7 protein-coding genes are annotated in these 12,185 nt (G+C 69.0%); 2 read left to right on the top strand and 5 right to left on the bottom strand.

Features of this window, described 5'->3' with window-relative positions; all coding sequences use genetic code 11:
- Positions 1-14 precede the first annotated feature (14 nt).
- The 3 genes from trxA to FB557_RS00490 all read right to left on the bottom strand — a co-directional run bounded on the left by trxA (position 15) and on the right by FB557_RS00490 (position 2,456).
- Positions 15-341 (bottom strand): thioredoxin, encoded by a 327-nt coding sequence (gene trxA, locus FB557_RS00510; protein WP_144854669.1) that lies wholly within the window; start codon positions 339-341, stop codon positions 15-17.
- A 47-nt stretch (positions 342-388) separates the two neighbouring features.
- Complete coding sequence (gene trxB, locus FB557_RS00505; RefSeq protein WP_144854667.1) at positions 389-1,435, bottom strand: thioredoxin-disulfide reductase; 1,047 nt, start codon at positions 1,433-1,435, stop codon at positions 389-391.
- An 802-nt stretch (positions 1,436-2,237) separates the two neighbouring features.
- Entirely contained in the window at positions 2,238-2,456 is a 219-nt protein-coding gene (locus FB557_RS00490; protein WP_144854666.1) for a hypothetical protein, read from the bottom strand.
- A gap of 164 nt (positions 2,457-2,620) precedes the next feature.
- Here FB557_RS00490 and FB557_RS00485 point away from each other — a divergent pair, with 164 nt between their 5' ends.
- Together FB557_RS00485 and FB557_RS00480 are read left to right on the top strand one after the other, a co-directional pair.
- On the top strand, positions 2,621-3,007 hold the full coding sequence (locus FB557_RS00485; RefSeq protein WP_144854664.1) for a hypothetical protein: 387 nt from the start codon (positions 2,621-2,623) through the stop codon (positions 3,005-3,007).
- Positions 3,008-3,026: 19 nt separating this feature from the next.
- Positions 3,027-4,238 carry a hypothetical protein gene (locus tag FB557_RS00480; RefSeq protein WP_144854662.1) on the top strand — a complete coding sequence of 404 codons (1,212 nt, stop codon included), beginning with the start codon at positions 3,027-3,029 and terminating at the stop codon, positions 4,236-4,238.
- Positions 4,239-4,658: 420 nt separating this feature from the next.
- On the opposite strand, the gene FB557_RS00475 is transcribed toward FB557_RS00480, so the two are convergent.
- Together FB557_RS00475 and FB557_RS00470 are read right to left on the bottom strand one after the other, a co-directional pair.
- Positions 4,659-8,378: a hypothetical protein gene (locus tag FB557_RS00475; RefSeq protein WP_144854660.1), complete on the bottom strand. Its 3,720-nt coding sequence runs from the start codon at positions 8,376-8,378 to the stop codon at positions 4,659-4,661.
- Positions 8,375-12,184, bottom strand: a complete 3,810-nt coding sequence (locus FB557_RS00470) for a hypothetical protein (protein ID WP_144854658.1) — start codon at positions 12,182-12,184, stop codon at positions 8,375-8,377. The genes FB557_RS00475 and FB557_RS00470 overlap by 4 nt, the downstream gene beginning before the upstream one ends.
- Position 12,185 lies beyond the last annotated feature (1 nt).

Genomic DNA, 12,185 nt, shown 5'->3' with positions numbered 1-12,185 from the left:
CGTCGCTGATCAGGTCAGGCGAGGAAGGGCTCGATCTCCTTGACCAGCTTGGGCTTGGGCATGACACCCACGAGCGTCTTGACGATCTCGCCGCCGGAGTAGATATGCATCGTGGGGATCGAGGTGATCCCGTAGCGAGCGGTCACCTGCGGGTTCTCGTCGGTGTTGAGCTTGACGATGTCGAGCTTGCCGTCGTACTGCCCGGCGAGCTCCTCGAGGACCGGGGCGATCGCGCGGCAGGGGCCGCACCAGGGGGCCCAGAAGTCGACGAGCACGGGCTTGTCGCTCTTGATGACCTCGCTGTCGAATGTCGCGTCGGTGACGGCCTTGGTGCCAGCCATGGGGGTTCCTTCCAGTCGGGAGTCGTGAGGGTGTGGGCGAAGGGGGGTCAGCGGGTGGCAACGCCGTCGTCGACCGAGACCGGGACCGAGGCGGCATCACCCTCGGGCTCGATGAGGGCGGCATCTTGCGCGGGGGCGCCGGCCTCGTCCTGTGCCGCGAGCCACCGCTCGGCGTCGAGCGCGGCCTGGCAGCCCGAGCCGGCAGCGGTGATCGCCTGCCGGTAGGTGTGATCGACCAGGTCGCCGCAGGCGAAGACGCCCTCGACGTTGGTCCGGGTCGAGCGGCCGTCGACGAGGACGTAGCCCTCGTCGTCGAGCGCGACCTTGGTGGCGTCCTGGGTCTGCAGGAGCAGCTCGTTGCGGGGGTCGTGACCGATCGCGACGAAGAGGCCGGTGACGTCCAGGTCACGTTCGGCGCCGCTCTCGGTGTCACGCAGGGTGACCCCGGAGACCTTGGCGTCGCCGTGGATCGCGGTGACCTCGGAGTTCCACGCGAAGGAAATCTTCGGGTCCTTCATCGCGCGGTCGGCCATGATCTTGCTGGCCCGCAGCTCGTCGCGGCGGTGCACGATGGTCACCGACCGGGCGAACTTGGTGAGGAACGTGGCCTCCTCCACGGCGGAGTCACCGCCGCCGACGACGGCGATGTTCTGGTCGCGGAAGAAGAAGCCGTCGCAGGTCGCGCACCACGAGACCCCGTGGCCGGAGAGCCGCTTCTCGTCCTCCAGGCCCAGCTCGCGGTAGGCCGAGCCCATCGCGAGGATCACAGAGAGGGCGCGGTGCTCGGTGCCCTCGCCGTCGACGACGACCTTGGTCCCGCCGTCGAGCCGGACCGAGCTGACGTCGTCGGTGACGATCGTGGTGCCGAACCGCTCGGCCTGCCCGCGCATGGCCATCATGAGGTCCGGGCCCATGATTCCGTCGGTGAAGCCGGGGTAGTTCTCGACCTCGGTCGTGTTCATCAGGGCCCCGCCGGCGGTCACCGACCCCTCGAAGAGCAGGGGTTCGAGATTGGCGCGGGCGGCGTAGACGGCTGCGGTGTACCCCGCAGGTCCGGACCCGATGATGATGACGTTGCGGACGTCGGTGCTCACGGTTGTCCTTCGGCTGGATCGAGACGGTCAGGGTATGTCTGTGGCCAACAGCCATCGTAGGCGCAGGATTCCCACCCCGCTGATCTGAGGGCGTGCGGGGGCGGGCCGTTTGGCTTGCTTGGGTTCGAAGGGGTGGCTTGGGCCCGTGTACGTCGCGCGTCAGACTTCTTGGCAGGGCCGTGATGTAGGTCTTGAAGGAGGATCTGAATCATGGGTACACCACCGGTGATCCTGGCCGGGCGGAAGACTCGGATCGTGCTGAGCGTGCTGGCTTGGGGGGGGGTGAGCATCGCGGATGCCGCTCGGAAGGGGAAGGTCAGCGAGCAGTCGATCGGGAGGTGGAAGGCTGACTCCTCGAGGGGGGCAAGATCACTCCGGCAGCGGGTCGTAGCGGTCCCTTCGGGTTCGAGTCGTTCGTCGAGCTGCACCCGTGGCTGACCCACGTGCGCACCCGCGCGAAGAGCCCGGGCCAGAACGGCTCGCGCGAGCGAGAATTCGGCACGTTGAAGTACGAACGGCACCAAGGAAACCCTGCCAACTTCTTGACGCGGGACATGTAGAGCCTCCCACCGGGGCCCTTCTGGGCCGTTGCGGGGGTGGGAGGGCAGGCTGGCACCTGGCCGTCACCCGGTCAGGGCGAGGGCAAGGCCAAGGGCATGCATCCCGAAGTGCCACTGATTGGCCGCGCGCGACTATTCGGGCGCTGCTCGCCGAGGTCGTTGACTGCCGGATCGATCTTGCGGCATTGCTCGCCTCCGGCCCCCGAGCTGAACTCGCCCCGCGAACCGCTACCTGGGGGTGGTCACGTTGCGGCGGCGTGGCGAGCGCGATGGGCCGCGAGTGCGCCACCCAGCAAGGTGAGCGCGGCCAGGGCGAAGACAGCCACCAGCCACCACTCGGACTCGCCCGACCCGCCATCAGGCGACAGGCCGACCGCGCTCTCGATCCACTGGGGGTTGACCGCGGCCAGCCCGGCGAGCACCAAGGACAGGGCACCGAACGCCGCTGCCAGGCGCACCACGAGTGACGGCACCTCGGACAACCACTGCTTCAGACCTGACATTTCGCATCACGCGCCTTCTGGGGACGGGAGCTTGAGCCTATCGGGGTCCGCGGGAGGCGGCTAGAGTCGTTGAGGCCGGCAGTTCCCTCGTCACAGTGGCGGCAGACCCGAAGGAGTCGCGTATGGCCGATCGTCCCCCACCCGAGGTCAGCCGGACGGTCACCGGCGAGGACCCGTTGACCGGCGATCTCAACGAAGCCGCTGCTGACGATCAGGCTGGCCCCACGTCCGCCAGTCCGTTCGACGACGAGGCGGATGCGGGACCACCGGGTGCTCCACCTGAGTCTGCCGGCGACGAAGCGCCGCACCCGGCTGACGGCGAGGGTGACACCGCTTCCGGACCCGACGGCGAGAACAGCGAGGCTGAGCTGCTTGACCTCCGCGAGCAGCGCAAACGTCGCACCCGCAAAGCCAAGGGACCTCAGGATCCGACGGAGGTCGAGGACCCGACGGGCCTCCACCGGCGCGACGGGCCGACCTCCGCGCCGCTACCTCAGGATCCCTGGTGAGTCGGCGGTAGTAGCGGGTATGGCACGGATCGATGAGGTCGTGGTGCTCGCAGACGATGCCACCGGCCTACAGACCGGCACCGTCTGCGAGCCCTCGCTTGGTGCCTCGTCCACCGCGCTGCTGGTCACCGGCAACTGGTTCGCCTCCGTCAGCCGCGACGACGGCCGTACGTGGGAGCTGCTCGATCCGTTCCGGGTCTTCCCCTCCGATCCCTCGCTCTTCTGCTGCGACCAACTGGCCGACTACCTCGTACCGGAGCGGCGCTGGGTGTGGCTGCTGCAGTACCAACCGGTGCGCGGCGAGAACATCCTCCGGTTGGCGGTCAGCGATCGCGGCGACCCCAGCGGGTGGCACTGGTGGGACATCGCACCGGCCGATCTCGACCCCGCGTGGGGAGGCCTCTGGTTCGACTATCCCGATCTTGCCCTCAGCGACAAGCACCTGTATCTCAGTGTCAACCTGTTCGATATCCGGGGCATCTGGCGTCGAGCCGTGGTGATCCGCTGGCCGCGTCGCGAGCTCCGCCGATCGGCACCGCTGCGACGGATGCACTGGAGCACCACCGAGACCGGCTCGCTCCGCTTTGCCCAAGGCTCCACCGACACCATGTGGTTCGCCTCCAACGATGCGCGCACCTCGCAGCTGCTGCTGTTCGCGTGGCCCGACGACGACGAGCGGGTGCAGAGCTGGCGGCTACCGGTGGCCGGTTGGAATCCGACGAGCTACGACTCGGCTGGGCCGGCCGGTGAGCGCTGGCTCGAGCGGTGCGACGATCGGATCACCGGAGGCTGGGCCGCGGGTGATCGTCTCGGTTTCGCCTGGACCTCGGGCATCCTCCCGGGCCGCCCCCACCCGTTCGTGCGGTGCGTCGTGCTCGACGAACAGGGCCTGGGCCTGGTCGCAGAACCCGATCTGTGGAGCGTCAACGGGGCGTGGGCATATCCGGCGACCGCTCCGAATCGCCGTGGCCGGGTCGGGATGAGCGTGATGTTCGCCGGCCCCACCCACCCGGCGCACGCGGTCGCCACCCTCGCCGAGGACCAGAGCACCTGGCAGAGCGCTCTGAGCGGGGTCTCCACCGATCCGCCCCGTGGCGGGGTCTGGGGCGACTACCTCACTTGCCGACCCCACGTGCGGCGCCCCACTGCGTGGCGGGCCATGGGATACCTGCTCGACGGTGGCTCTGACCGACGCAATGTCGAGCCGCGGGTGGTGACGTTCACGGCGTAGCCAACCCCCCCGTCGTCGGAGGGACATAATCACTCGACCTAGTACCCCGCTGAGATGGTTCATTCGCCGCTGAAGAGTGAGCGGTGCCAATCGGCGTAACGGTGCTCCAGCGTCAGACAGGCCGGGGCGCCATGAGGTCCCACTCCGAGGGCCACACCGACCAGTAGTGGTGGACTCCGTAGCGGCCGTCGGGTTCGCGGGTGTAGCCGGTTGGGTCATCGGGTCGTAGGTGTGGTCCCCGGCGTGCTGCTGACCGCGAAGGGAACCCCGACGGCGCCCAGCGGCAGCATCCGCCAACTGGGCACGCCAGCTCGATCACGAACCGCCGCCGGGGTCCAGATACCGGTCGATGCACGACATCAATCTGCGATCCGCCACGGCCGGCACCACCCCCGACGCCGGCGGGGCGGCCAGACCGCGTCAGCGCAAGCGGAGGACGCGGGCGGCGGCGTAGGGCCAGCCGAGCACCAGGTCGCGTACGGTCGTGCCGGCGGGTGCCGGCAGAGGCGGGGAGTCCGCTGCAGAGGTCACCACCGCCAGCAGCAGAATGTGGCTCTGATCGGCCGGGATGACGCTGAGGTCCAGGTCGATCGAGATGGCTCGTGGTGACCTGGCGGTAATCGGCTCGAGGTTGGCGAAAGTCAGTCCCAGCAGCGGGTCAGTGGCTGCGCTCCATTCGTCAGGTAGAGCGTGTGGCTGCGCCAGGAAGTGGTCTGCTGAGTGCGCCACCAGGTCACCGATGTCGGCGCTCATCAAGTCTTCGACCACCGTGCCGGTGCGCCAATAGAGGATGGCTTGAGCGTCCAGCCTTGGCACGGCGCGCTCATCACGGTGGTGGAGCAAGACCTCCACCACACTCGGGATGCGTTCCACGGTCCACACCCCGGCGTCCTCGCGGCGGGGTGCCACCCGCTCCACCACATCGATCTCGCGCGCCGAGATGTCGGTGGTGTTGACGCCCCGCCACGGCGGGCAGAAGACGGCGAGCGGATGCGCTGGGTCAAGGACTCGGGCCGGATCGGACGGGTCGTAGGTAACGTCCAGCGTGAGCGGGTCGAGCCGCACCCCCTCCTCAACATCCGCTCCGTTGACCCTGCCGACAATCTCGCCCCAGAGCGTGGCGTTAATCGTGCGCGAGGCAGAGCGGCCCATGCGCTGGTTGTGGAAACGCAGGGCGTCGTCAAGCGCTTCGCTCCACTCGCCCGTGGCTTCGATGAACGGATAGAGGTGACGGAAGGCGGTTTGGAAGGTCCACACCGCGTGATTCGGCGCGTTCCACCGTGACAGGGACGAACGCCACAGCCACGCCGGGGGCGTGGCCACCGGCCAGGCCGGGCGCACCACGATGTCCGGGCTGGCGTGATCGGTCAGCGTCGCTCCGGGAGCGGCCCTGGGGTCCTCGAGCGGGGTGGGCAGGATTCGACGGGAATCGAACGGATGGACCCGCAGGTAGGTATCGCGACGGGCCGCCGCTGCCAGATCGACCTCCCACACCCCGCGCGACTGCACGGCGGCTCGCATCAACCGAGTGCCACCCGGCCCAACCTGGGTCCAGATATCGAGGTCTTGAACCACAGCGCTGGGGAGGCCGTTCACGAACGGCGTCCAGGTGAACGTGGCCGGCGCGGCGGTCAGCGTGCCCTTCCACACCCCGGTAGCCGTGCCGACATAGACATCGGCCGGGTTGCTGGGGTCAACCACCACCGTGAACACCGGGTCCAGGGGTCCTTGCGGGAGCGCTGGCGGATTGTCGAGCGCGCGCCGCAAACCGGTGGCGTGCCAGGCCCCGCCGCTGAACTTGAACAAGGTTTCCTGGGCGGCGTTGCCTCGATTTCCGGTCGTGCTGGCGAAGAAGTCCGCTGTTCCCGGGATGGCCGCGACATCGGTGACGAAGGTACCGCCCACCGGGAAGGCGCCAGATGCGATATCCCAGACGGTGGTGGTCCATTGCCCGGCGGGGCCTTCAACGTAGCGAACCACGCCATCGAGGTACGCGGCCAAGACCGTGCCGGCAGCCGCAAACTCCAGCGCCACGACGCTGCGAATTGACCCGGTCGACGGTGGGCCGCTCAGGGGCACCCCATAGTTCCCCAAACCAGCGTTGAAAGCCCCGGCCGGGCGGCAGTCGCGCTCGGGTGCGGCGACCGGGTTACCTGCGCCGTCGACGTGATCATGGGGCAAGACCCGCCAGGCCGGGGGCCGGTTGGTGCCAAGGTCGCGGGTGATCCACACCCGGTTGGTCCCAATGGCGAGGAGCCCGTTGCCGCCGGTGGCCGAGTCATCGAAAGTGGCCGCCTCTGAGTAAAACAGGCTGGCGTCATTTTCCGTGTCGCCGGAGAGGTCCGGCGGTCCGCCGGGGTCTCGTGCCATCGGGTCGCGGAACGGTCCCCGGCTGGTGGAGTTCCACGCCGCTTGCGCGTACTGCGCCACCACGATGTTCGTATGTACGGGGTGGAAGGCGACCCCGCCGCCGTCGCCCTGGTGGGTGACCTCCCATACCGTGTCGCCTCGACGCATCTGGGTTCCATTGTCTTGGCAGCCCATGGCGAGATAGTGCGGTGACGTGGGATGGCTGGCGACCATGTTGGCCTCCATGGCCCCCAAACCGGAGTTCCGCGCGGCGAAGGTATTAACCCGTCCGGAGGCCAACGACACGTACACCCCACCGTCGTTGCCCACCCACACCTGCCGTCGCTCGGGTCGATCTGCTGCCGGTGCGGCGAGTTGCGGGCCAGCGAGGCGAATGGCGTGGACGTCGCCATGCATGTTGTTGCCGATCAGCCCAGCTCGATCCGCCCCGGCATTCGTTGGTGGGGTGCCGACCCCGGCCAACACGCGGGGGACCGTGAGCGCGGGGGCCGCGCTCACGTCGTATACCCAGAGGGCCGCCGCCCAGTTGGTGCCGTCGCGGGGTTCGATGACCGAGCCCCCGACGTAGACGCGGTCATTGCCACCAGCATCGACGTCAACGGCGATGGCCTGGTCGTAGTCGCGCTGCGTGCCCCAGACCTGGTCGGTGGGGCGCAGCCCGGGGCAGTTGGTCGCCAGGGGCGGGTTGGCGCTAACGTCTGGAACTTGCCATACCCGGGCCCGATCGGTCTCCCCCAGGACGTAGAAGCGGTTGCCCGCCGCGTGCGCTAGGGACATGCGCCCCACGATCGGGGGGGCCATCGGGTTTTGCAGGGTGGGGACCGCGAAAGCGGTGGCGAAGGAGTCATCGCTATAGAGCAGCCCTTGTCCGGCCACGGCGACCACGCAGCGATGGTTGCCTCCGCCCAGGTCGAACCAGAGGGCGTCGGTCACCACCAGGTTGCCACCAGCGGGCAAGCCTGCGGTGGGGGCCCACGTATACCCGGGCCGGGTTGCTCCGCCGCTGTTGGGGATAGCGATGTCGCCCCGGGTGCCGATGAAGGCTCCGTCATTCGTGCACGCCAGAACTTGGTCTGGGGTGAGGCCACCGGCACCAGCTTGAACTCCGGGCATCCGCACCAGCCGATAGATTCCCCGCCCTTCCAGTTGGGCGAGCCCAGTGTCGGGCTCCCACGGATTGGTGCCGACATCGACGGTGGCGGGGCCGATGGCGGACAACACGCCCACCCCCGCCATGCGCCCGCCTGTAGGGCCACGCGTTGGCGTGATCTCGCCCGTGCCCACAAGCACGACATCGAGGTCCTCAATGATCCCGAAGTCCACCAAGATCGATCCGCAGGCCTGCGCGTTGACGTGGCCGCCGGTGGTCGGCGAGTACTGTGCCCAACCGCCCACGGGCTGCCACGAGGCGCCCGCGTCGTGGGTGTACCAGACGCCGCCTTTGGCGGTGGCCGCATACGCGCGCACCCCATCGGAGTCCACGGCCAGATCCCGAATGCGGCCGGTGACGTTTGGGCGGTCCAGCGCCTGACCCCTCCGCGCCACAGACGGCCCAATGGAGACCCACTTACCTTGCTCATTGATCGGGAACGCCCGGGCAGCCCGCGATCGCGACGGGCGCCCGCTGGCCGTGGTCAGCGATTCCTCGCGATCGCGCAGCAGCGCGGCCATGGCCTGCGCCAAAGCTGCCTGGTCAACACCGGCCTCGCGGGCGGCGTTGTACGACGCCCGGGCTGCTGCCCGAGCCTTCTTGTTGGGGTCGCGGCTCACGGTGACTCCTCCTGGGGAGCCACCCGAATCCAGCCCTCTTGCACCTCATGGGGCATCGGGGGCAGCAGGGCAGCCGACGTCGCCGCGGTGATCGGGTCATCGCGCCACGACAGCCCACCGGTGCGCCGGGTGAATACCTGGTCTTGCGGCAGAGTCGAAACCGTGGGCAGACGGATCGCGGCCGGGTCGACCAAGACCGGCCCTAGCCGCACCGACGGTGACATGCGCCGCAACCCGGGGCTGACCCAGTCTTCGGACAGCGCCAGGGCCTTGCGCGGAGCAATGCCCGAGGTGAGGTGCACCCGGCCGGCAGGCAACATGATAATGGTCAGCGAGCGCACTTGCCCGACCCGAATAGTCAGGGTGTCTTCGAGCACGAGATACGGGTGGTCAAGGGGGTCTTCATCGGGCACCACGGTCTGCCCCAGGAGCCCCAGTTGGCCCCGGTGGGCGCCCGCCTGCCGGGCCGCACTGGCCACGGCCTTGTCCACCACGTGGAAGTGGGAATAGTCGTCGTCGACGAAGAACCCGAGGGCGGAGTCATCGGAGCGGCCCAGGTCACCCAGCCGGAACTGCAGGCTCTCGGTGCTCAAGGCTGCGAAAGCTTCCCGACGCTCGGCCTCGCCACCGGGGGAGGTGACCTCAACCCCGGCGAGGTCATCGGGGGCGTCGAAGCGGATGCTGGCTCGTACTACCGCCAGCGGCCGACCGACCAGGCCCGCGATCGTCGGCGCCCCCACTCCGGCGTAGGCGTCGACGGTGTGCAGGGTGGTGTCGATCGCCCGCAGTAGTGCGGTCAAGGTGCTTTCGGTGGGAGGGCTGGCGGCATGCCGGGTCTGGACATCACTGGTCACCAAACCCATGGCCAACAGCGCCACATGCGTAGCGGTGGGCGGCGCGCCGTCGGTGGGCGCGGCATCCGGCGGCAATGGACGCCCCGGGGCTGGCACCCATTCCACCCCGCCGGTCAGGGGGTCGTGCCCTACCTCGCCCAGCGGATTGCCCTGCGCGTCGAAGACCTCCAACGTTTCGTCGATGTGGTCGGGCAGCAAGAAGCCGGATACCGGGTTCACGGTCAGGGTGGGATCGACCTGGTTGACGAAGGCCTCGGGGGCGGCGGCGATGTCACTGCCGATGGGGTGAGCGGGATCGATGAGGCGCAGTAGCCAGCGGCCACCATGTTGCAGCCGTGGCGGCAACGTGATGGTCGCTGGCTCCCCCTCGACTTCGCGGGCCAGCGTGGTGGCCACCTGATCAACCGTGACCCCACGCACCCGCCCAAAGGCATCAACGATGCGCAATGCGTTGACGGTCAAGGTGCCGCCGAACAGCGGAATCGGTGGTTGGTCGGCCCGGGGCAAGACGTCGCTGGTCTCGTCGTCGGCGGTCATCGTGAGCAGACTCTGGAAGTCGATGCCGAGGAGGTTTTCCCGCACGCCGTCGAGGCTGCACGACATCACCTCTAGCGGTTCCAACAGTTCGCTGAGGGCCTCGAGCACGGATTCATCGGGGTCGGAGAGCACCGACGAATTGGGCGAGGCGAGGTCGCGCTCGTTCTCGGTCTGGAGCCAGCGGGCGATGCCGTCGGTGAGCGCCTTTCCCACGCCGCGGGCCAGCGGGCTGCGTCCGGTGCTCCGGCGCTCCAGCGTTGGCGCCGGGCCGCCCGTGAGATCACGCCCGGTGAGCTCCCAGCCCTTGAGAGTGGTGGAGCCACGCACCGTGACATCCCACTCCACGAAAATCGGCACCCAGGGTTGGCGCCACACGGTAAAACCGACCGGGCTGGGTGGTGTACCCGGCAGGAACGCGTGGCGCGCCAGTTCGCTGGCGGCCGCCGTCATCGCGGGGCTGTGCAGATCGTGGAAGAGGTTGCTGGCCCGAGCCCGGGGCCCGTTTTCACGCACTCGGCTCTCGGCGATTGCGAACCGTCCGGAGGGATCGTAGGTGCCGGAGCCGCCCAGCACGCGCACGCGCTCGGCGCCGAGGCGGGCTATCACCGCAGGCAGTTCGGCGTCGGCGCGGCCGGATGCCCCCGCCAACCAGCCGTCCGCCCACGGGTCGAGAAGGATCGCTTCGCGCACCACGCCCACCACTTCCGGAGGGATCGACCCACTGCCCAAGCTCGGCAGGATCAAGGCGCCGGACACGGTGCCGTCGATCTCGGGGATCGCCTCCCCTGGGTAGCGGCACCGGAGAATCCCGGCGTCGTCATAGAGCCCGTCGCCGTGGTGTCGAGGGTGCGGTTTCGCCCCGCGGATGCCGACCATCGGCGCGGCCGGACGGAAGATCCGGGGTGCCGGGCGCACCTTTTCGCGGCCCACGGCGCCCGAACTGGCTGTGGGCTTGACTTTGGGCTCATCGAAACGCCGCACTGCGGTTGCTGGCTGTTGATGGCTGCCGTCACGCAGGCCCTGCCAGCCCATGACTTTGCCCGTGCGGGTGCGGCGTCGTTCGACCGTGGTGCGCGCGGTGATGGCGGGCCCAGCGGCAGCGGTGCGCCCCTTGCGTCCGACCGACAGCGGCCCTCGCGAGAGCGCATCGTCTTCGCGCACGACGTCGGGGCGGGCGCTGGGCAACGGCGGGCCGGGAGCCGAGTCAAAGGTGTCGCTGTGCTCGCGATCTTCCAGCGAATCCAGGCCGTCGGGCTGGCCTAGTTCCTCGAGCAGGTTGCCGGTAAAGGCAGCCAGAAGCCGCTCGCCCGTGAGACGGTCCTCATCGCTGGTCCCCAGAGAGGGGGCGGCGAACGCGGCGGCGATGTCGTCGACGTCGAGCCCGAGCGAGGCGGCCAGCGCCGCGGTGCGCGGGGCTTCGTCCACGGTGGGTACATCGGTCAGGGGCACCCCCACCACGCTGCCGTGCAGGAGGGTGGCGTAGCGGGTGGGTGACGGTGCCACCAAGACCTCGCTGATGGCCTCAAAAGGAACCCCCACGCGGGGTGCGAAGTCTTCGTAGGTGTTGCGACCCAGCGAGTACTGCCCGATGGTCGTGGTGCGGGTGCGGTCGCTGCTGGATGTCGCGCCAGACATCGACTGCAGCTGGAGCTCTCGAGGGTCAGCGTCTTCGTTGAGCCGCGCTTCCCCGTCGGGGGTGAGTCCCCATGAGCGCTCAGCCAGCCGTTCCAGCAGGCTCCACGGTCCACCGGTCAGCGGGTCCTCGTCGGTGCGTGACCACCAACCGGCCACGGTATAACTGGCCCGCGCCACCGTGAGGGCTCCGAAGTCCACGTCGCTCAGCGGGTCGTGCAAAGAGTGGCGGCCGACGCTGCCGTGATACGTGGCCCCCCACATCAACGACCCTCCGCTCGCTGCGGTCGGGGCGCTCACCGCGGCATCGCGCTGCCCACCGCCCCACTCGGTCAGCGGGGTCACCGTCAGCGAGGCGGTGTCGATCACCCAGCCGTCCGTGCGGGCCGCGCGGGAGCCCTTGGGCAGCAAGGCCCGCACCACCACGAAACGGTCCGGCAGGTCGGGCAGTTCCAGGTCGTTGCCGTCCTCGCTGGCGACGCCGTGCATGAGGGCGTCGGGCATGGCCCAATGCAGGTGCACGCCCGCGGCCAGCTCGGTGCCGTCGCTGAAGGGGGCGGGGTCGTCGCTGCGGCCGGCCAGCCCCACCACGGACTCGCTGGAGCCGTTGACGACGTAGGCCTGAAGATCGATGGGTACCAGAATTCGCTTCAGCCGCGAGAGGGTCACATCCCAGGTGCGCAAGGTGGCGACATCGGTCTCGAACCGGGTGAGCCCCGACCAGCGGCGCGACGTCGTGGTGGTGATCAGGACATCGCGGTTGAACATCTCCTCGGTGGGCATG

The organism is Marihabitans asiaticum, assembly GCF_007828725.1.
Taxonomy (GTDB): Bacteria; Actinomycetota; Actinomycetes; order Actinomycetales; family Dermatophilaceae; genus Marihabitans; species Marihabitans asiaticum.
The sequence above is the reverse complement of the archived record's forward strand: the minus strand, read 5'-3'. Positions and strand labels throughout refer to the sequence as shown.

What these genes read in the sequence shown, in the direction of transcription:
- trxA (WP_144854669.1), bottom strand. Translation starts at nt 341, where the DNA reads ATGGCTGGCACCAAGGCCGTCACCGACGCGACATTCGACAGCGAGGTC.
- FB557_RS00485 (WP_144854664.1), top strand. Translation starts at nt 2,621, where the DNA reads ATGGCCGATCGTCCCCCACCCGAGGTCAGCCGGACGGTCACCGGCGAG.
- FB557_RS00480 (WP_144854662.1), top strand. Translation starts at nt 3,027, where the DNA reads ATGGCACGGATCGATGAGGTCGTGGTGCTCGCAGACGATGCCACCGGC.
- FB557_RS00470 (WP_144854658.1), bottom strand. Translation starts at nt 12,184, where the DNA reads ATGCCCACCGAGGAGATGTTCAACCGCGATGTCCTGATCACCACCACG.